Genomic DNA, 20,185 nt, shown 5'->3' with positions numbered 1-20,185 from the left:
CGTCTTTCGTTTATACACGTCATTCTTCAGGCCGCTTCCATTGGCTTCACTCGTTATTCCGCCCATCCCAGGAGATAACTCATTTACCGTCTTCGTGCAGCTTGATTGATTTGGTGTATATATAAGAAATGTGTGCGTAGTCCCTTGGCCCACAAAAAGGCGCACAGTATGCACGATTAATCGCAAAATCGTACCCCTAAATGAGACCAGATTAATCTGGCTCAAAGAAAAATAAGCGCACCTTCAGTCTATTACTGCACTGGTGTGAAGCATCTATACTCGCAGTTTACGCAGTACATTTGGCGAAAGGACGCCACTTCATTATGGCTCACCCACATTTATTAGCGGAAAGAATTTCCCGTCTGAGCAATGCGCTGGAAAAGGGACTCTATGAACGTAGCCACGCCATTCGTCTGTGCCTGCTGGCGGCGCTTAGCGGTGAGAGTGTGTTCTTACTCGGCCCGCCAGGGATCGCAAAAAGCTTAATTGCACGTCGGCTGAAGTTTGCGTTTAAAAATGCGCGCGCTTTCGAATATTTGATGACGCGCTTCTCCACGCCAGAAGAAGTCTTCGGCCCGCTATCTATTCAGGCCCTGAAAGATGAAGGGCGCTATGAGCGCTTAACGGCGGGTTATCTTCCCGAAGCTGAAATCGTTTTTCTGGATGAAATCTGGAAGGCGGGCCCGGCCATCCTCAACACCCTGCTAACAGCCATTAACGAACGCCACTTCCGCAACGGCGCGTTTGAGGAAAAAATCCCGATGCGTCTGCTGGTGGCGGCCTCCAACGAACTGCCTGAAGCAGACAGCAGCCTGGAAGCACTGTACGACCGTATGCTAATTCGCCTGTGGCTGGACAAGGTGCAGGACAAGGCCAACTTCCGCTCCATGTTGTTAAGCCAGCAGGATGAAAGCGACAACCCTGTTCCGGCAACGTTACAGGTGACCGATGAAGAGTATTACCAGTGGCAAAAAGATATCGGCACCATCACGCTTCCCGATCGCGTCTTTGAGTTGGTCTATACGCTGCGCCAGCAGTTGGATGCACTACCGAACGCTCCTTACGTCTCTGACCGTCGCTGGAAAAAAGCGATCCGCCTGTTGCAGGCCAGCGCCTTCTTTAGCGGACGCGATGCGGTTGCGCCTATCGATCTTATCCTGTTGAAAGACTGCCTGTGGTACGACGCACAAAGCCTGAATCTGATGCAGCAGCAGATTGAAATATTGATGACCGGACACGCCTGGCAGCAGCAATCAATGCTAACGCGCCTCGGCGCGATTGTGCAGCGCCGCCTCCAGTTACAGCAGCAACAGAGCGATAAAACCGCCTTTACCGTTATTCGCCAGGGTGGGATGTTCAGCCGTCGTCCACATTATGATTTACCTGCAGACGTTAATACGGCGGTAGTGACGTTGCTGCTACAAAAGCCTTTAAAACTGCATGATATGGACGTTATTCATATTGCGTTTGAGCGTAGCGCGCTGGAGCAGTGGCTGACCAAAGGCAGTGAGATCCGCGGCAAGCTAAACGGCATAGGCTTTGCCCAGATGCTGAATATGGAAGTCGACAGCGACCAGCACCTGGTCGTGCGCGACGTCAGCTTACAAGGCTCCCGCCTGGCACTTCCGGGTTCATCGAAAGAGAATATGCCCAGCGAGATAAAAGAGCAGCTTGAGGCGCTCGATACCGAGTGGCACCAGCAGCACCGCGGGTTTAGCGAACAGCAAAAATGTCTGTTTATCCATAGCGACTGGTTAGGCCGGATTGAAGCCAGCCTGCAAGACGTTGGCGAGCAGATCCGCCAGGCACAGCAATGCTGACGCTTGATACGCTGAATATCATGTTGGCGGTAAGCGAAGAGGGGATGATCGAAGAGATGATCCTCGCGCTGCTGGCCTCCCCACAGCTGGCGGTTTTTTTTGAAAAATTCCCCCGGCTAAAGAAGGCGATAGCCAACGATCTTCCCCGCTGGCGCGAGGCATTACGCAACCGTCTGAAAGATACCCGCGTACCGCCGGAACTGACGGAAGAAGTGATGTGCTACCAGCAAAGTCAGCTCCTTTCCACCCCGCAGTTTATCGTCCAGTTACCGCAAATATTAACGCTACTGCACCGGTTACATTCCCCCTATGCCGGGCAAGCCCAACAATTGGTTGATGGCAACAGTACATTCACTCCCGCGCTGCACACGCTGTTTTTACAACGCTGGCGTTTAAGCCTGGTGATTCAAACCACCACGCTGAATCACCAGTTGCTGGAAGAAGAACGCGAACAGTTGCTCAGTGAAGTTCAGGAACGTATGACGCTGAGCGGACAGCTGGATCCGGTGCTGGCGGAAAACGACACCGCCGCAGGCCGTTTATGGGACATGAGCGCAGGTCAAATCAAGCGCGGCGATTACCAGTTGATCGTGAAGTACGGTGATTTCCTGACGCAGCAGCCCGAACTCCAACGCTTAGCCGAACAGTTGGGACGCTCCCGGGAAGCCAAATCGGTTCCGCGGAAAGATGCGCCAATGGAAACCTTTCGCACGCTGGTACGCGAACCCGCCACCGTCCCGGAGCAGGTTGATGGCATCCAACAAAGCGACGATATTCTGCGTTTACTCCCTCCGGAGCTGGCGACCCTTGGCATCACCGAACTGGAATATGAGTTCTATCGGCGGCTAGTGGAAAAACAGCTGCTGACATACCGCCTGCATGGCGAAGCCTGGCGTGAAAAAGTCACCGAGCGCCCGGTCGTGCATCAGGATTTTGACGAGCAGCCTCGCGGGCCATTTATTGTCTGCGTGGATACGTCGGGTTCAATGGGAGGATTTAATGAGCAGTGCGCGAAAGCCTTTTGTCTGGCGCTAATGCGCGTGGCCCTTGCCGATAACCGCCGCTGCTACATCATGTTATTTTCGACTGAAGTTGTGCGCTACGAACTGTCTGGTCCACAGGGCATTGAGCAGGCGATCCGTTTCTTAAGCCAGCGTTTTCGCGGCGGTACGGATATTGCCAGCTGTTTTCGCGCCATTATTGAAAGGATGCAGGGACGGGAGTGGTTTGATGCTGACGCGGTCGTGATTTCGGATTTTATCGCTCAGCGATTGCCTGATGAAGTAGTGAGTAAAGTTGGGGAGTTACAGCGGGTGCATCAACACCGTTTTCATGCGGTTGCGATGTCAGCCCATGGCAAACCCGGCATCATGCGCATTTTCGATCATATCTGGCGCTTTGATACCGGGATGCGAAGCCGCCTGCTCAGACGCTGGCAGCGTTAATACTTACAGCAGGGAGTCGACGCTTTCACGGACCTGCGCCGGCCATACGCCGCACTGTACCTGACCAATATGCGGCAACTGCAGCAACAACATGGTCAAACGTGACTGACCAATACCGCCGCCAATGGTCTGCGGCATTTCGCCACGCAGCAGCGCCTGGTGCCATTCCAGACTCAGGCGATCTTCGTCGCCCGTCAGGGAAAGCTGGTGTTTCAACGCATCGGCATCCACACGGATCCCCATGGAAGACAGTTCAAACGCATCTTCAAGAACCGGGTTCCAGACCAGAATATCGCCGTTCAGACCGGCGTAACCCAGCTCGGAAGCCGAACTCCAGTCATCATAATCCGGCGCACGTACGTCATGACGATGACCATCGCTGAGCTTGCCGCCGATCCCCACCAGGAATACCGCACCCAGATCTTTCGCGATGGCACGTTCACGCCCTTTGGCATCAAGATCCGGATAACGCGCTAACAACTCCTGGCTGTGAACAAAATGGATCTGCTCTGGCAGGAACGGTGCCAGACCAAATTCTTTGCTTACCGCCTCTTCGGTCGCCTTAATTCCCGCCCAGATAGCCTCTACCGTGCTTTTCAGGGTGGAGAATTGACGCTCACCATCGCCCATAACGCGCTCCCAGTCCCACTGGTCCACATAGACCGAGTGAAGCGGAGAGAGACGGTCTTCATCCGGGCGCAGGGCTTTCATGTGCGTGTACAGCCCCTCACCCGCGCTGAAGTCGTGTCGTCCCAGCGTTTGACGCTTCCACTTCGCCAGTGAATGCACCACTTCGAACTGGGCGTTTGGCAAAGCTTTCACTTTCACCTGCACCGCTTTTTCACAGCCCGACAAGTTATCCTGCGTGCCATCTCCTACACGGCTCAGGATCGGTGCCTGGACTTCAATCAGCCCCAGACGCTCTTCCAGTTGGCGAGAAAAGTGAGATTTCACGAAGCTAATTTGACGTTGTTTGGCAATGTAAGCGGTTTTCATTATGTTTACTCCTGTGTCCTGTTGCCTATGATTAAGCAACAGAATGCGGTCAATATTCAATAATCAACAAACAAAAAGCCTCATTAGATTTTAATTCGTTAAAATAAACCGCTAAAATAGAGCGAATCATCAATCTACATAAGAAAAACCTATGGAAAATTATCAGATCGACAATCTGGACCGCGGCATTCTCGACGCCCTAATGGAAAATGCCCGTACAGCCTACGCTGAACTGGCTAAACAGTTTGGTGTCAGCCCGGGGACGATCCACGTGCGCGTAGAGAAGATGAAACAGGCTGGGATCATTACCGGGGCGCGCATTGACGTCAGCCCCAAACAGTTGGGCTATGACGTTGGCTGTTTTATCGGCATCATCCTGAAAAGCGCGAAAGACTATCCGTCCGCACTGGCCAGACTGGAAAGCCTTGATGAAGTAACCGAAGCGTATTACACCACCGGGCACTACAGCATCTTTATTAAGGTCATGTGCCGATCCATCGACGCCTTACAGCAGGTACTTATCAACAAGATCCAAACAATCGATGAAATTCAGTCCACTGAAACCTTGATCGTCCTGCAGAACCCGATTATGCGTACTATTCGTCCATAATCGTTTTTTTTAATCCCCTATTTTTCCACAGGTAGATCCCAGCTCGCTCACAGCGTACAATACGCACTCTTTATAGAGGTGGGCGAGCATGGCAGACATTACTCTTATCAGCGGCAGTACCCTTGGCGGTGCTGAATACGTTGCAGAACATCTGGCTGAAAAGCTGGAGGATGCAGGTTTTTCAACCGAAACCTTGCACGGCCCGCAGGTCGAGGAGCTTTCAAGCTGTGGCATTTGGCTGGTGATCAGCTCAACTCACGGTGCGGGAGACATTCCGGACAACCTGCTTCCCTTCTATAACGATCTTCAGTCTCAGAAACCCGACCTTTCGCAGGTTCGTTTTGGTGCAATTGGCATTGGCAGTCGCGAATATGACACCTTCTGTGGCGCGATCGATAAATTACAGACTGAACTGACCGCGTCTGGTGCAAAACAGATAGGCGAAACACTCAAGATCAACGTCCTCGAACACGACATTCCGGAAGATCCAGCAGAAGTTTGGCTCGGATCCTGGATTAATTTACTCAAAAACGTGTAAAGATCGTGCGATCGAGTGTGGATAACTCTGGTAGTAAGCTTGGATTAACCGGTAGTTATCCAAAGAACAACCGTTGTTCAGTTTTTGAGTTGTGTATAACCCTTCATTTTGATCCCAGCTTATACGGACCAGGATCACCGATCATTCACAGTTAATGATCCTCAGCAACGTGTTGATCTTATTCAGAGGATCGCCCTTATCCACAGAACATCGCGATCCTAATAAGAGATCACAATAAAACAGATCTCTAAATAAAAAGATCTTCTTTTTAATACCCAGGATCCAAGGTCTTTCTCGATCGACTAAAGTTGAGTAGAATCCACGGCCCGGGCTTCAATCCATTTTCACACCGCGTTATGCGAGGCAATTACCATGTTTTATCAGGATCCTTTTGACGTCATCATCATTGGCGGGGGTCATGCAGGCACCGAGGCCGCGATGGCCGCGGCGCGAATGGGTCAACAGACCCTGCTGTTGACACACAATATCGACACTCTGGGACAGATGAGCTGCAACCCGGCGATCGGCGGTATTGGGAAAGGACACCTGGTAAAAGAAGTGGATGCGCTCGGTGGGCTGATGGCCAAAGCGATCGACCATGCAGGCATTCAGTTTAGGATACTAAACGCGAGCAAAGGACCGGCGGTGCGCGCCACCCGTGCTCAGGCAGACCGCGTGCTGTATCGCCAGGCAGTTCGTACTGCTCTGGAGAATCAGCCAAACCTGATGATCTTCCAGCAGGCGGTTGAAGATCTGATTGTGGAAAACGATCGTGTTGTCGGGGCAGTGACCCAAATGGGACTGAAGTTCCGTGCCAAAGCCGTAGTCTTAACGGTCGGAACCTTCCTCGACGGTAAAATTCATATCGGTCTGGACAACTACAGCGGTGGCCGTGCAGGCGATCCGCCGTCTATTCCGCTGTCACGCCGCCTGCGCGAACTGCCGCTACGCGTCAGCCGCCTGAAAACAGGTACACCACCGCGAATTGATGCGCGTACTATCGATTTCAGCGTGCTGGGTCAGCAGAACAGCGATAACCCCATGCCGGTCTTCTCGTTCCTTGGCGACGTCTCTCAACACCCGCGCCAGATGCCGTGTTATATCACGTATACCAACGAGAAAACCCATGACGTGATCCGCAATAACCTCGATCGTAGCCCGATGTATGCTGGCGTGATCGAAGGGATCGGCCCACGCTACTGCCCGTCGATCGAAGACAAAGTGATGCGCTTTGCCGACAGGAACCAGCATCAGATTTTCCTCGAGCCGGAAGGACTGACGTCCAACGAAATTTACCCGAACGGTATCTCCACCAGCCTACCGTTTGATGTGCAGATGCAAATTGTGCGCTCAATGCAGGGGATGGAAAACGCCCGAATCGTCCGCCCTGGCTACGCGATTGAGTATGATTTCTTCGATCCGCGCGACCTAAAACCGACTCTGGAAAGCAAATTTATTCAGGGCCTGTTCTTTGCCGGACAAATCAACGGTACAACGGGTTACGAAGAAGCCGCTGCGCAAGGTTTACTTGCGGGCCTCAACGCTGCTCGCCTGTCAGCCGACAAAGAAGGCTGGGCGCCTGCGCGTTCTCAGGCCTATCTCGGCGTGCTGGTGGACGATCTCTGCACGCTGGGTACCAAAGAACCGTACCGCATGTTTACCTCACGAGCGGAATACCGTTTGATGCTGCGTGAGGACAATGCCGATCTCCGTCTGACCGAAAAAGGACGCGAGCTGGGTCTGGTGGATGATGCACGCTGGGCCCGCTTCAATGAAAAACTGGAGCGCATTGAACAAGAACGTCAGCGTCTGAAATCGACCTGGGTGAACCCATTAGCCGATACTGCTGCAGAAGTGAACGCTTACCTGGCTACCCCGTTGTCACGTGAGGCCAGCGGTGAAGATCTCCTGCGTCGCCCGGACGTGACCTACGTGCAACTGACGTCGTTGTCAGCGTTTGCACCAGGCCTTGACGATGCTCAGGCCGCTGAACAGGTTGAGATTCAAGTTAAGTACGAAGGCTATATCGCTCGCCAGCAGGACGAGATCGAAAGACACCAGCGTAATGAAAACACCCTGTTGCCTGCGACCCTGGATTATCGCCAGGTATCCGGCTTGTCGAATGAAGTCATTGCCAAGCTGAACGATCACAAACCGGTGTCTATCGGTCAGGCATCGCGCATATCTGGCGTTACGCCTGCCGCCATCTCCATTTTGCTGGTATGGCTGAAAAAACAAGGTATGCTGCGCCGCAGCGCTTAATGACACACTATTTTGGCGGGGGCGCTTTGCTTGCCCGCCCTACAAATTTGTAGGCCCGGTCAGCGTTAGTGCCATCGGGCAAATTATCATCAACAGGTAACGACCGTGCTCAACAAACTCTCTCGTCTGCTGGCCGATGCCGGTATATCTCTTACCGATCACCAGAAAAATCAGCTGATAGCGTATGTCGATATGCTGCATAAATGGAACAAAGCGTACAACCTGACGTCGGTGCGTGATCCCAACGACATGCTGGTACGTCATATTCTGGACAGCATTGTCGTTGCGCCACATCTGCAGGGAGAACGTTTTATTGACGTTGGTACGGGTCCTGGGCTGCCGGGTATTCCGCTCTCCATTGTACGTCCAGATGCGCATTTCACTCTGTTAGACAGTTTGGGGAAACGCGTACGCTTCTTGCGTCAGGTGCAGCATGAACTCAAGCTGGAAAACATCACCCCGGTACAAAGTCGGGTTGAGGATTTTCCTTCGGAACCACCTTTTGATGGCGTGATCAGCCGTGCTTTCGCCTCGCTGAACGATATGGTGACCTGGTGCCATCATTTACCGGGTCAAAACGGACGCTTTTACGCGTTGAAGGGGCAGTTGCCTGAGGATGAAATTGCCTCTTTGCCTGCTGAGTCCAGCGTCGAGTCGGTTGAAAAATTACGCGTTCCACAACTGGATGGCGAACGTCATCTGGTGGTGATTAAGCCAAACAAAATTTAATATTTGTCAAAAAAAATAGAAATAAAACGGTGCGTCAGGCGTTAAAAAATAGGGGTGATCGTGTGGTTAAATGTTGTTACATTTCACCGGTGACTTACTGTTTTGCATCATAACTATAACGTACCGTTTTTTGTTAAAAGTGAAACAAGTCAACTGTGAAAATATCAGGCTGCTAAAAATAGAACCTAACAATCATCGGTGTGTGTTAATTTTTTATTATAAATGTCAATGAGTGGTGTTTTTGTTGTTAGGCGCTATTTTTAAAAGAGTGATGATTTTTAGGCTTAAATATCAAAAAGATGAAAAGGCATCATTTGCCACGCAATTTAATTATGCGAAGGTGAATATGTTCAATATGTGATCTGTCGCACGCTTTGCAGCCAGTGTTTACGCGGTATTTGCAGTTTTGCATGATCGTTCACAGTTTGCCAAAAAGTAATAAATGTGGCCCAGAGAAAATTATTTAAACATTTATTCACTTTTTAGCTACTTATTGTTTGAAATCACGAAGGCGCACCGTATAATTTGTCCGCTTTTTGATGCTTGACTCTAAGCCATAAAGAACGTTTTATACGACACGCGGCGTACCTCGAAGGGAGCAGGAGTAAAAACGTGATGTCTATGTCGCTCTTGAGTCGAAACGTTGCACGTAAGCTTTTGCTCACACAGCTTCTGGTGGTAATGGCAAGTGGATTGCTGTTTAGCCTCAAAGACCCTTTCTGGGGCATCTCCGCATTGTGCGGTGGATTGGCAGTGTTACTGCCTAATATGTTGTTTATGATATTTGCCTGGCGTCACCAGGCACATACACCAGCAAGAGGTCGAGTGGCCTGGTCGTTCGCCTTCGGCGAAGCCTTCAAGGTGTTAGCGATGCTGGTTTTGCTGGTGGTGGCGTTGGCGGTTTTGAAGGCGGTATTTACGCCGCTGATCGTTACGTGGGTTTTGGTGCTGGTGGTTCAGATACTGGCACCGGCTGTAATTAACAACAAAGGGTAAAGGCATCATGGCTTCAGAAAATATGACGCCGCAGGATTACATAGGACACCATCTGAATAACCTTCAGTTGGACCTACGTACATTCTCGCTGGTGGATCCGCACAACCCCCCAGCCACCTTCTGGACGCTCAATATTGACTCCATGTTTTTCTCGGTGGTTCTGGGTCTGTTGTTCCTGCTTGTGTTCCGTAGCGTGGCCAAAAAGGCAACCAGCGGCGTACCGGGTAAATTTCAGACCGCGATTGAGCTGGTAATCGGCTTTGTACATGGTAGCGTGAAAGACATGTACCATGGCAAAAGCAAGCTGATTGCTCCGCTGGCCCTGACGATTTTCGTCTGGGTATTCCTGATGAACCTGATGGATTTACTGCCTATCGACCTGCTGCCGTACATCGGCGAGCATATCTTTGGCCTGCCGGCTCTGCGTGTGGTTCCGTCTGCTGACGTGAACATCACCCTGTCGATGGCACTGGGCGTATTTATCCTCATTCTGTTCTACAGCATCAAAATGAAAGGCATCGGTGGCTTCACGAAAGAGTTGACGCTGCAGCCGTTCAATCACTGGGCGTTCATTCCTGTCAACTTAATCCTTGAAGGGGTAAGCCTGCTGTCCAAACCAATCTCTCTTGGTTTACGACTGTTCGGTAACATGTATGCCGGTGAGCTGATTTTCATTCTGATTGCTGGTCTGTTGCCGTGGTGGTCACAGTGGATCCTGAATGTGCCATGGGCCATTTTCCACATACTGATTATCACGCTGCAAGCCTTCATCTTCATGGTTCTGACGATTGTCTATCTGTCGATGGCGTCTGAAGAGCATTAATTTACCAACACTACTACGTTTTAACTGAAACAAACTGGAGACTGTCATGGAAAACCTGAATATGGATCTGCTGTACATGGCTGCCGCTGTGATGATGGGTCTGGCGGCAATCGGTGCTGCGATCGGTATCGGCATCCTCGGGGGTAAATTCCTGGAAGGCGCAGCGCGTCAACCTGATCTGATTCCTCTGCTGCGTACTCAGTTCTTTATCGTTATGGGTCTGGTGGATGCTATCCCGATGATCGCTGTAGGTCTGGGTCTGTACGTGATGTTCGCTGTCGCGTAGTAAGCGTTGCTTGAATTAAGAGCAATATCAGAACGTTAACTAGATAGAGGCATTGTGCTGTGAATCTTAACGCAACAATCCTCGGCCAGGCCATCGCGTTTGTCCTGTTCGTTCTGTTCTGCATGAAGTACGTATGGCCGCCATTAATGGCAGCCATCGAAAAACGTCAGAAAGAAATTGCTGACGGTCTTGCTTCTGCGGAACGAGCACATAAGGATCTTGACCTTGCAAAGGCCAGCGCGACCGACCAGCTGAAAAAAGCGAAGGCGGAAGCTCAGGTAATTATTGAGCAGGCGAACAAACGTCGCGCTCAGATCCTGGACGAAGCCAAAACTGAAGCAGAGCAGGAACGTACTAAAATCGTGGCACAAGCGCAGGCGGAAATTGACGCCGAACGTAAACGTGCTCGCGAAGAACTGCGTAAGCAAGTCGCTATCCTGGCTGTTGCTGGCGCCGAGAAGATCATCGAACGTTCCGTGGATGAAGCTGCTAACAGCGACATCGTGGACAAACTTGTCGCTGAACTGTAAGGAGGGAGGGGCTGATGTCTGAATTTATTACGGTAGCTCGCCCCTACGCCAAAGCAGCTTTTGACTTTGCCGTTGAGCACCAGAGCGTTGACCGTTGGCAGGATATGCTGACGTTCGCCGCTGAGGTGACGAAGAACGAACAAATGGCAGAGCTTCTCTCTGGCGCGCTGGCGCCGGAAACGCTCGCTGAGTCGTTTATCGCAGTCTGCGGTGAGCAGCTGGACGAAAGCGGCCAAAACCTGATTAAGGTAATGGCTGAAAATAACCGTCTGAATGCGCTCCCGGATGTTCTTGAGCAGTTTATTCACCTGCGTGCAGCCAGTGAGGCTATCTCTGAGGTAGAAGTCACTTCTGCCAATGCACTGAGTGATGAGCAGCTTGCGAAGATCAGCGCCGCGATGGAAAAACGTCTGTCACGCAAAGTTAAGCTGAATTGCAAAATCGATAAGTCTGTAATGGCGGGCGTAATCATCCGTGCGGGTGATATGGTCATTGATGGCAGCGTACGCGGCCGTCTTGAGCGCCTTGCAGACGTCTTGCAGTCTTAAGGGGACTGGAGCATGCAACTGAATTCCACCGAAATCAGCGAACTGATCAAGCAGCGCATTGCTCAGTTCAGTGTTGTGAGCGAAGCTCATAACGAAGGTACTATTGTTTCTGTAAGTGACGGTGTTATCCGCATCCACGGCCTTGCCGATTGTATGCAGGGTGAGATGATTTCCCTGCCGGGTAACCGTTACGCTATCGCACTGAACCTGGAGCGCGACTCCGTAGGTGCAGTTGTGATGGGTCCATACGCTGACCTCGCCGAAGGCATGAAGGTTAAGTGTACGGGTCGTATCCTTGAAGTTCCGGTAGGCCGTGGCCTGCTGGGTCGTGTGGTGAACACTCTGGGTTCCCCAATCGACGGTAAAGGTCCGGTTGATAACGATGGCTTCTCGCCAATCGAAGTTATCGCACCGGGCGTAATCGAACGTCAGTCCGTCGATCAGCCGGTACAGACCGGTTATAAATCCGTTGATGCCATGATCCCAATCGGACGTGGTCAGCGTGAGCTGATCATCGGTGACCGTCAGACCGGTAAAACCGCGATGGCGATCGATGCGATCATCAACCAACGTGACTCCGGCATCAAATGTGTGTACGTGGCTATCGGCCAGAAAGCGTCCACCATTTCTAACGTGGTTCGTAAACTGGAAGAGCACGGCGCACTGTCCAACACTATCGTTGTTGTGGCTACCGCGTCTGAATCTGCTGCACTGCAATATCTGGCACCGTATGCTGGTTGCGCAATGGGCGAATACTTCCGTGACCGCGGTGAAGATGCACTGATCGTTTACGATGACCTGTCCAAACAGGCTGTTGCTTACCGTCAGGTTTCCCTGCTGCTGCGTCGTCCGCCAGGACGTGAAGCATTCCCAGGCGACGTATTTTACCTCCACTCCCGTCTGCTGGAGCGCGCATCCCGCGTTAACGCGGAATACGTTGAGAAGTTCACCAATGGTGAAGTTAAAGGTAAAACCGGCTCCCTGACCGCTCTGCCGATTATCGAAACCCAGGCGGGTGACGTTTCTGCGTTCGTTCCGACCAACGTAATCTCGATTACCGATGGTCAGATCTTCCTGGAAACCAACCTGTTTAACTCCGGTATTCGTCCGGCGGTTAACCCAGGTATCTCCGTATCGCGTGTAGGTGGTGCAGCGCAGACCAAGATCATCAAGAAACTGTCCGGTGGTATTCGTACCGCGCTGGCACAGTATCGTGAACTGGCCGCGTTTTCTCAGTTCGCTTCCGACCTGGATGAAGCTACGCGTAAGCAGCTGAGCCATGGTCAGAAAGTCACTGAGCTGCTGAAGCAGAAACAGTATGCCCCAATGTCTGTTGCACAACAGGGTGTGGTGTTGTTTGCGGCTGAACGCGGTTACCTCGAAGATGTGGAACTGGCGAAAATCGGTAGCTTTGAAGCCGCTCTGCTGGCTTACGTCGACCGTGATCACGCTCCGCTGATGCAAGAGATTAACCAGTCCGGTGGCTATAACGATGAAATCGAAGGCAAGCTGAAAGCTATCCTCGATTCCTTCAAAGCAACCCAGTCCTGGTAACGTCTGGCGGTCTGTCCTAGGGCGGACCGCAAGGCATTGAGGAGAAGCTCATGGCCGGCGCAAAAGAGATACGTAGTAAGATCGCAAGCGTCCAGAACACGCAGAAGATCACTAAAGCGATGGAGATGGTCGCCGCTTCCAAAATGCGTAAATCGCAGGATCGCATGGCGGCCAGCCGTCCTTATGCAGAGACCATGCGCAAAGTGATTGGTCACCTTGCGAATGGTAATCTGGAATATAAGCACCCTTACCTGGAAGAACGCGACGTTAAACGCGTGGGCTACCTGGTGGTGTCGACCGACCGTGGTCTGTGCGGCGGCTTGAACATTAACCTGTTCAAAAAACTGTTGGCGGATATGAAAGCATGGTCCGATAAAGGCGTTCAGTGCGACATCGCAATGATCGGCTCTAAGGGCGTGTCTTTCTTTAACTCTGTTGGCGGTAACGTGGTTGCTCAGGTAACCGGTATGGGGGATAACCCTTCCCTGTCCGAACTGATCGGTCCGGTTAAAGTGATGCTGCAGGCCTACGATGAAGGCCGTCTGGACAGACTGTACGTTGTCAGCAACAAATTTATTAACACCATGTCACAGGTTCCGACCCTGACTCAGATGTTGCCATTACCGGCATCAGAAGATGAAGAGTTGAAACAAAAAGCCTGGGATTACCTGTATGAACCAGACCCGAAACCGCTGCTGGATACCCTGCTGCGTCGTTACGTTGAATCTCAGGTTTATCAGGGCGTGGTAGAAAACCTGGCCAGCGAGCAGGCCGCACGTATGGTGGCGATGAAAGCCGCGACCGACAATGGCGGCAGCCTGATTAAAGAGCTGCAGTTGGTATACAACAAAGCTCGTCAGGCCAGCATTACTCAGGAACTCACCGAGATTGTCGGTGGTGCATCCGCGGTATAACCAGGTTAATTCGTAGAGGATTCAAGATGGCTACTGGAAAAATTGTCCAGGTAATCGGCGCCGTAGTTGACGTCGAATTCCCTCAGGATGCCGTACCGCGTGTGTACGAAGCCCTTGAGGTTCAGAATGGTAATGAAGTTCTGGTGCTGGAAGTTCAGCAGCAGCTCGGCGGCGGTATCGTACGTACCATCGCCATGGGTTCTTCCGACGGTCTGCGTCGTGGTCTGGAAGTAAAAGACCTCGAGCACCCGATCGAAGTCCCGGTAGGTAAAGCAACACTGGGTCGTATCATGAACGTATTGGGTCACCCGATCGACATGAAAGGCGACATCGGTGAAGAAGAGCGTTGGGCTATCCACCGCGCGGCACCGTCCTATGAAGAGCTGTCCAGCTCTCAGGAACTGCTGGAAACCGGCATTAAAGTTATCGACCTGATGTGTCCGTTCGCGAAGGGCGGTAAAGTCGGTCTGTTCGGTGGTGCGGGTGTAGGTAAAACCGTAAACATGATGGAGCTGATCCGTAACATCGCGATCGAACACTCCGGTTATTCTGTGTTTGCGGGTGTAGGTGAACGTACTCGTGAGGGTAACGACTTCTACCACGAAATGACCGATTCCAACGTTCTGGACAAAGTATCCCTGGTATATGGCCAGATGAACGAGCCGCCGGGAAACCGTCTGCGCGTTGCACTGACCGGCCTGACCATGGCTGAGAAATTCCGTGACGAAGGTCGTGACGTACTGCTGTTCGTTGATAACATCTACCGTTACACCCTGGCCGGTACGGAAGTATCCGCACTGCTGGGTCGTATGCCATCAGCGGTAGGCTATCAGCCGACTCTGGCGGAAGAGATGGGTGTTCTTCAGGAACGTATCACCTCGACCAAAACCGGTTCTATCACCTCCGTTCAGGCGGTATACGTACCTGCGGATGACTTGACTGACCCATCCCCAGCCACCACCTTTGCTCACTTAGATGCAACCGTGGTACTGAGCCGTCAGATCGCATCCCTGGGTATCTACCCGGCCGTTGACCCGCTGGACTCCACCAGCCGTCAGCTGGATCCGCTGGTTGTTGGTCAGGAACACTACGACACCGCGCGTGGCGTACAGTCCCTGCTGCAGCGTTACCAGGAACTGAAAGACATCATCGCCATCCTGGGTATGGATGAACTGTCTGAAGAAGACAAACTGGTGGTAGCACGTGCGCGTAAAATCCAGCGCTTCCTGTCCCAGCCGTTCTTCGTTGCGGAAGTATTTACCGGTTCTCCGGGTAAATACGTTTCCCTGAAAGACACCATCCGTGGCTTTAAAGGCATCATGGAAGGCGAATACGACCACCTGCCAGAGCAAGCGTTCTACATGGTTGGTTCTATCGACGAAGCCGTGGAAAAAGCGAAAAAACTTTAACGCCTTAATCGGAGGGTGATATGGCAATGACTTACCACCTGGACGTCGTCAGCGCAGAGCAACAAATGTTCTCTGGTCTGGTCGAAAAAATCCAGGTAACGGGCAGTGAAGGTGAACTGGGTATTTTCCCGGGACACGCACCGCTGCTCACCGCCATTAAGCCTGGTATGATCCGCATCGTTAAACAGTTCGGTCATGAAGAGTTTATCTATCTGTCCGGCGGCATTCTTGAAGTGCAGCCTGGCAACGTGACCGTACTGGCTGATACCGCGATTCGCGGGCAGGATCTCGATGAAGCGAGAGCCCTGGAAGCGAAACGTAAGGCAGAAGAGCACATTAAGAGCTCTCATGGTGACGTGGATTACGCTCAGGCATCTGCGGAACTGGCCAAAGCGATCGCCAAACTGCGCGTTATCGAGTTGACCAAAAAAGCGATGTAACACCGGCTTGAAACACAAAAACCAGTCTGATTTCAGGCTGGTTTTTTTATGCCTGTGTTTTAGATTATTTGAAACTGAAAAGGTATTTTAAAATTTATGTGATATTCATCACATAAATATTGATCGATTAAAAAATGAAGCGTAGACTCTTTTTTGTGATGAGTGTCACATAATTAACTCAGATAAAAACGGGATACCAACATGAAACTGATCAACAAAATCATCGCCCTTTTCAGCAGCATGAACGTCTCTTTCGGCACGTTCAACCTGTAATACCTGCTTTAATGTGGCGCGATGCTTTGCGTAATTTATAAGCTAGCGCCATCTGCTCTCCTGTCGTTTTCGCACTATCCCCCGCCTCGATCCACTCCTTCTATTACTCCCTGAATTCGATAAATAAAATTGAGTCCGGACACTGAATTCTTTATTCATGGGGCAAAAAAATAGCAAAAACATTAACCTAAGGCTTTAATAAGAGCAGTCTCCTGTTTTTGGGAAGACAAAAGGCGTAGATATCGACGAAAATAGTGGGCTAAACGATAGGTATTTTCCCCTATTGAACGTTTTATCTTCGGCCCATTTCACGATGAAAAAAATGTAGTATTTTCAATGTGAAACGGTATAAATTCGTTCTTAAATTACAGTCAGGACGTGTATGTTGAATAGTGCTATGAGCGTCGTGATCCTTGCCGCAGGCAAAGGTACACGTATGTATTCCGATCTTCCTAAAGTGCTGCATACCCTCGCGGGCAAATCGATGGTCCAGCATGTCATTGATGCTGCTAATGAATTAGGCGCAACTCGCGTACATCTGGTCTACGGACACGGTGGCGATCTGCTTAAACAAACGCTGAAAGATGACAACCTGAACTGGGTTCTGCAAGCAGAGCAGTTGGGTACCGGTCATGCTATGCAGCAGGCGGCGCCATTCTTTGGTGATGACGAAGACATTTTGATGCTTTATGGCGATGTTCCGCTCATCTCCACCGACACCTTACAGCGTCTGCGCGATGCAAAACCGCAGGGTGGCATCGGCCTGTTAACGGTGAAACTGGATGACCCAACCGGCTACGGGCGTATTACGCGTGAAAACGGCGTGGTTACTGGCATCGTTGAGCATAAAGATGCCACCGACGAGCAGCGTCAGATTCAGGAAATCAATACCGGTATTCTGGTGGCTAACGGTGCAGACATGAAGTGCTGGCTGGCAAAACTCACCAACAATAATGCGCAGGGTGAATACTACATCACCGATATCATTGCGATGGCCTATCATGAAGGACGTGAGATTGCCGCGGTACATCCGGCGCGTATTAGCGAAACGGAAGGCGTCAATAATCGTCTGCAGCTTTCCCGACTGGAGCGCGTTTATCAGTCCGAGCAGGCAGAAAAACTGCTGCTGGCTGGCGTGATGCTGCGCGATCCGGCGCGTTTTGATCTACGCGGTACGCTTATTCACGGGCGCGATGTTGAAATTGATACTAACGTTATCATTGAAGGTCACGTGACCCTCGGCGATCGCGTCAAGATTGGCGCAGGTTGCGTCATCAAGAACAGCGTGATTGGTGATGACTGTGAGCTTAGCCCATACAGCGTTGTGGAAGATGCACGCCTCGATGCGGCATGTACTATCGGTCCGTTTGCACGTTTACGTCCCGGTGCTGAGCTGCAGGAAGGCGCACACGTGGGTAACTTCGTCGAAATGAAAAAAGCGCGTCTGGGTAAAGGCTCCAAAGCCGGTCATCTGACGTATCTGGGCGATGCAGAAATTGGCGATAACGTGAACATCGGCGCAGGGACTATTACCTGCAACTACGATGGTGCCAATAAGTTTAAAACCATTATTGGCGACGATGTGTTTGTTGGTTCTGATACTCAGCTGGTGGCGCCTGTCTCCGTGGGTAAAGGCGCGACTATTGCCGCCGGGACCACCGTAACGCGTGATGTCGCGGATAACGAACTGGTTATCAGCCGGGTACCGCAGGTCCATAAACAGGGCTGGAAGCGTCCGGTGAAGAAGAAGTAATTAATTTTTGCTGGATGGCGACTTTGCCTTATCTGACCTACGTGCGGTGACGTTCAGTAGGCCTGATAAACGTGATTGCCATCAGGCAGACAAGAGATGAGGGGATAATATAATCCTCCGCTCAACACGCAGTACCATAAAAATAACCCCACTCTCTACAAGGCTCGGGGCGCCCGGAATACGGGTATTACCCAAAGTATTTCACGCTGTAGCAAGGCGGCAAACTTGGGAATCTACGGGAGCTTACTAAAGTAAGTGACCGTAGTGAGCAAGTGTAGCCAACGCAGCTACGGCGTGAAAGACGAAGGGGAAACAGGTTGACCGACAACGACAGGCACAATGCCTAAATTCGGAATCTAAAAATATGTGTGGAATTGTTGGCGCTATCGCGCAGCGTGATGTTGCTGAAATCCTTCTCGAAGGTTTACGTCGTCTGGAATATCGTGGTTATGACTCTGCCGGTCTGGCAGTTGTCGATGCTGAAGGCAAAATGACCCGTCTGCGTCGTCTGGGCAAAGTACAGATGCTTACCGCGGCTGCGGAAGATCATCCGTTACATGGCGGCACCGGTATTGCTCACACGCGTTGGGCAACGCACGGCGAACCTTCAGAAGCGAACGCGCATCCGCATGTTTCTGATCACATTGTGGTGGTGCATAACGGCATCATCGAAAACCATGAACCGCTGCGTGAAATGCTGAAAACACGTGGCTACACTTTTGTGTCAGAAACCGACACCGAAGTGATTGCTCACCTGGTGCACTGGGAGCTGGAGCAGGGCGGTACTCTGCGTGAGGCCGTACTGCGGACTATCCCGCAGCTACGCGGTGCATACGGTACGGTGATCATGGATACCCGTAACCCTGAAATCCTGCTGGCGGCGCGTTCTGGTAGCCCGCTGGTAATTGGTTTGGGCATGGGTGAGAACTTTATCGCTTCCGATCAGCTGGCGCTGCTGCCGGTAACCCGTCGCTTTATCTTCCTGGAAGAAGGCGATATTGCGGAAGTGACTCGTCGTTCAGTGACCATTTTCGACAAGTCTGGCGTGGAAGTTAAACGTCAGGACATTGAATCCAGTCTGCAATATGACGCGGGCGAAAAAGGTATCTATCGCCACTACATGCAGAAAGAGATCTACGAACAGCCGAATGCGATCAAAAATACGCTGACCGGGCGCATCAGCCACGGTGAGGTGGATTTAAGCGAGCTGGGTCCGCATGCCAACGAGATGCTGTCTCAGGTGGAGCATATTCAGATCATCGCCTGTGGTACGTCGTACAACTCCGGTATGGTGTCTCGCTACTGGTTTGAGTCGCTGGCGGGTATTCCGTGTGATGTAGAAATCGCCTCTGAATTCCGTTACCGCAAATCAGCGGTGCGTCGCAACAGCCTGATGATCACCCTGTCCCAGTCTGGTGAAACGGCGGATACCCTGGCGGGTCTGCGCTTATCAAAAGAGCTGGGTTATCTGGGATCGCTGGCGATTTGTAACGTACCGGGTTCTTCTCTGGTGCGTGAATCCGACCTGGCGATGATGACCAACGCCGGTACCGAAATCGGCGTGGCCTCCACGAAAGCATTTACCACCCAACTGACTGTACTGCTGATGCTGGTGGCGAAACTGTCACGTCTTAAAGGCCTGGATGCGTCTATTGAGCATGACATCGTTCACGGTCTGCAGGCGCTGCCGAACCGTATTGAGCAGATGCTGTCTCAGGACAAACGCATTGCTGCCCTGGCAGAAGATTTCTCTGACAAACACCATGCGCTGTTCCTCGGCCGTGGCGATCAGTATCCGATTGCGCTGGAAGGCGCGCTGAAGCTGAAAGAGATCTCTTATATTCACGCGGAAGCCTACGCAGCTGGCGAGCTGAAACACGGCCCGCTGGCGCTGATTGATGCGGATATGCCGGTTATCGTCGTGGCACCGAACAACGAACTGTTGGAAAAACTGAAATCCAACATTGAAGAAGTTCGTGCCCGTGGCGGCCAACTGTACGTCTTCGCCGATCAAGATGCGGGCTTTACCAGCAACGAAAACATGCACATCATTGAGATGCCGCATGTGGAAGAGGTGATTGCTCCGATCTTCTATACCGTTCCGCTGCAACTGCTGGCGTATCACGTGGCGCTGATTAAAGGCACCGATGTCGATCAGCCGCGCAACCTGGCGAAGTCGGTTACCGTAGAGTAACGCGCCACGCGATTTATCGCGGAGATAGCGCTAAAAATCCGGCGTGCTGTTACGGCACTCCGGAT

At 51.7% G+C, this 20,185-nt stretch carries 18 protein-coding genes; 17 read left to right on the top strand and 1 reads right to left on the bottom strand.

The window, feature by feature from the left end; genetic code table 11:
- The first annotated feature begins 323 nt into the window (after nt 1-323).
- Nucleotides 324-1,820, top strand: coding sequence for an ATPase RavA (gene ravA, locus FDX01_RS01735; protein ID WP_135912811.1), 1,497 nt, complete (start codon nt 324-326; stop codon nt 1,818-1,820).
- Nucleotides 1,814-3,265, top strand: a complete 1,452-nt coding sequence (gene viaA / locus FDX01_RS01730; RefSeq protein WP_117342610.1) for an ATPase RavA stimulator ViaA — start codon at nt 1,814-1,816, stop codon at nt 3,263-3,265. The genes ravA and viaA overlap by 7 nt, the downstream gene beginning before the upstream one ends.
- Before the next feature lie 3 nt (nt 3,266-3,268).
- Here viaA and asnA read toward each other — a convergent pair whose 3' ends face one another.
- Entirely contained in the window at nt 3,269-4,261 is a 993-nt protein-coding gene (asnA, locus tag FDX01_RS01725) for an aspartate--ammonia ligase (protein ID WP_137399130.1), read from the bottom strand.
- A gap of 151 nt (nt 4,262-4,412) precedes the next feature.
- Here asnA and asnC point away from each other — a divergent pair, with 151 nt between their 5' ends.
- From asnC to glmS, 15 genes are all read left to right on the top strand, one after another.
- Nucleotides 4,413-4,871, top strand: a complete 459-nt coding sequence (gene asnC, locus FDX01_RS01720; RefSeq protein ID WP_045449013.1) for a transcriptional regulator AsnC — start codon at nt 4,413-4,415, stop codon at nt 4,869-4,871.
- Between the two features lie 88 nt (nt 4,872-4,959).
- Nucleotides 4,960-5,409 (top strand): FMN-binding protein MioC, encoded by a 450-nt coding sequence (gene mioC / locus FDX01_RS01715; protein ID WP_115259872.1) that lies wholly within the window; start codon nt 4,960-4,962, stop codon nt 5,407-5,409.
- Nucleotides 5,410-5,781: 372 nt separating this feature from the next.
- Nucleotides 5,782-7,671, top strand: coding sequence for a tRNA uridine-5-carboxymethylaminomethyl(34) synthesis enzyme MnmG (gene mnmG, locus FDX01_RS01710; protein ID WP_137399129.1), 1,890 nt, complete (start codon nt 5,782-5,784; stop codon nt 7,669-7,671).
- Between the two features lie 105 nt (nt 7,672-7,776).
- Entirely contained in the window at nt 7,777-8,400 is a 624-nt protein-coding gene (gene rsmG, locus FDX01_RS01705) for a 16S rRNA (guanine(527)-N(7))-methyltransferase RsmG (protein WP_137399128.1), read from the top strand.
- A 615-nt stretch (nt 8,401-9,015) separates the two neighbouring features.
- Entirely contained in the window at nt 9,016-9,396 is a 381-nt protein-coding gene (gene atpI, locus FDX01_RS01700; protein ID WP_096758977.1) for a F0F1 ATP synthase subunit I, read from the top strand.
- A 7-nt stretch (nt 9,397-9,403) separates the two neighbouring features.
- Nucleotides 9,404-10,219, top strand: a complete 816-nt coding sequence (gene atpB, locus FDX01_RS01695) for a F0F1 ATP synthase subunit A (RefSeq protein ID WP_096758978.1) — start codon at nt 9,404-9,406, stop codon at nt 10,217-10,219.
- A 46-nt stretch (nt 10,220-10,265) separates the two neighbouring features.
- Nucleotides 10,266-10,505 (top strand): F0F1 ATP synthase subunit C, encoded by a 240-nt coding sequence (gene atpE, locus FDX01_RS01690; protein ID WP_000429386.1) that lies wholly within the window; start codon nt 10,266-10,268, stop codon nt 10,503-10,505.
- Between the two features lie 59 nt (nt 10,506-10,564).
- Nucleotides 10,565-11,035: a F0F1 ATP synthase subunit B gene (gene atpF / locus FDX01_RS01685; protein WP_003827022.1), complete on the top strand. Its 471-nt coding sequence runs from the start codon at nt 10,565-10,567 to the stop codon at nt 11,033-11,035.
- A 14-nt stretch (nt 11,036-11,049) separates the two neighbouring features.
- Nucleotides 11,050-11,583, top strand: coding sequence for a F0F1 ATP synthase subunit delta (gene atpH / locus FDX01_RS01680; protein WP_096758979.1), 534 nt, complete (start codon nt 11,050-11,052; stop codon nt 11,581-11,583).
- A 12-nt stretch (nt 11,584-11,595) separates the two neighbouring features.
- Nucleotides 11,596-13,137 (top strand): F0F1 ATP synthase subunit alpha, encoded by a 1,542-nt coding sequence (gene atpA / locus FDX01_RS01675; RefSeq protein WP_003827026.1) that lies wholly within the window; start codon nt 11,596-11,598, stop codon nt 13,135-13,137.
- Between the two features lie 50 nt (nt 13,138-13,187).
- Nucleotides 13,188-14,051: a F0F1 ATP synthase subunit gamma gene (gene atpG, locus FDX01_RS01670; RefSeq protein ID WP_096758980.1), complete on the top strand. Its 864-nt coding sequence runs from the start codon at nt 13,188-13,190 to the stop codon at nt 14,049-14,051.
- Between the two features lie 26 nt (nt 14,052-14,077).
- Nucleotides 14,078-15,460: a F0F1 ATP synthase subunit beta gene (atpD, locus tag FDX01_RS01665; RefSeq protein WP_096758981.1), complete on the top strand. Its 1,383-nt coding sequence runs from the start codon at nt 14,078-14,080 to the stop codon at nt 15,458-15,460.
- Nucleotides 15,461-15,480: 20 nt separating this feature from the next.
- On the top strand, nt 15,481-15,900 hold the full coding sequence (locus FDX01_RS01660; RefSeq protein WP_005121460.1) for a F0F1 ATP synthase subunit epsilon: 420 nt from the start codon (nt 15,481-15,483) through the stop codon (nt 15,898-15,900).
- A gap of 655 nt (nt 15,901-16,555) precedes the next feature.
- Nucleotides 16,556-17,926, top strand: a complete 1,371-nt coding sequence (glmU, locus tag FDX01_RS01655) for a bifunctional UDP-N-acetylglucosamine diphosphorylase/glucosamine-1-phosphate N-acetyltransferase GlmU (RefSeq protein WP_137399127.1) — start codon at nt 16,556-16,558, stop codon at nt 17,924-17,926.
- A gap of 364 nt (nt 17,927-18,290) precedes the next feature.
- Nucleotides 18,291-20,120, top strand: coding sequence for a glutamine--fructose-6-phosphate transaminase (isomerizing) (gene glmS / locus FDX01_RS01650; protein ID WP_135912819.1), 1,830 nt, complete (start codon nt 18,291-18,293; stop codon nt 20,118-20,120).
- The last annotated feature ends 65 nt before the right edge of the window (nt 20,121-20,185 follow it).

The sequence above is a fragment of the Citrobacter sp. wls613 genome (assembly GCF_005281195.1).
In the GTDB taxonomy this organism is placed as follows: domain Bacteria; phylum Pseudomonadota; class Gammaproteobacteria; order Enterobacterales; family Enterobacteriaceae; genus Citrobacter; species Citrobacter gillenii.
The sequence above is the reverse complement of the archived record's forward strand: the minus strand, read 5'-3'. Positions and strand labels throughout refer to the sequence as shown.

Coding starts and splice junctions, on each gene's coding strand:
- ravA (WP_135912811.1), top strand. CDS start 324: ATGGCTCACCCACATTTATTAGCGGAAAGAATTTCCCGTCTGAGCAAT.
- viaA (WP_117342610.1), top strand. CDS start 1,814: ATGCTGACGCTTGATACGCTGAATATCATGTTGGCGGTAAGCGAAGAG.
- asnA (WP_137399130.1), bottom strand. CDS start 4,261: ATGAAAACCGCTTACATTGCCAAACAACGTCAAATTAGCTTCGTGAAA.
- asnC (WP_045449013.1), top strand. CDS start 4,413: ATGGAAAATTATCAGATCGACAATCTGGACCGCGGCATTCTCGACGCC.
- mioC (WP_115259872.1), top strand. CDS start 4,960: ATGGCAGACATTACTCTTATCAGCGGCAGTACCCTTGGCGGTGCTGAA.
- mnmG (WP_137399129.1), top strand. CDS start 5,782: ATGTTTTATCAGGATCCTTTTGACGTCATCATCATTGGCGGGGGTCAT.
- atpI (WP_096758977.1), top strand. CDS start 9,016: ATGTCTATGTCGCTCTTGAGTCGAAACGTTGCACGTAAGCTTTTGCTC.
- atpB (WP_096758978.1), top strand. CDS start 9,404: ATGGCTTCAGAAAATATGACGCCGCAGGATTACATAGGACACCATCTG.
- atpE (WP_000429386.1), top strand. CDS start 10,266: ATGGAAAACCTGAATATGGATCTGCTGTACATGGCTGCCGCTGTGATG.
- atpH (WP_096758979.1), top strand. CDS start 11,050: ATGTCTGAATTTATTACGGTAGCTCGCCCCTACGCCAAAGCAGCTTTT.
- atpA (WP_003827026.1), top strand. CDS start 11,596: ATGCAACTGAATTCCACCGAAATCAGCGAACTGATCAAGCAGCGCATT.
- atpG (WP_096758980.1), top strand. CDS start 13,188: ATGGCCGGCGCAAAAGAGATACGTAGTAAGATCGCAAGCGTCCAGAAC.
- atpD (WP_096758981.1), top strand. CDS start 14,078: ATGGCTACTGGAAAAATTGTCCAGGTAATCGGCGCCGTAGTTGACGTC.
- FDX01_RS01660 (WP_005121460.1), top strand. CDS start 15,481: ATGGCAATGACTTACCACCTGGACGTCGTCAGCGCAGAGCAACAAATG.
- glmU (WP_137399127.1), top strand. CDS start 16,556: ATGTTGAATAGTGCTATGAGCGTCGTGATCCTTGCCGCAGGCAAAGGT.
- glmS (WP_135912819.1), top strand. CDS start 18,291: ATGTGTGGAATTGTTGGCGCTATCGCGCAGCGTGATGTTGCTGAAATC.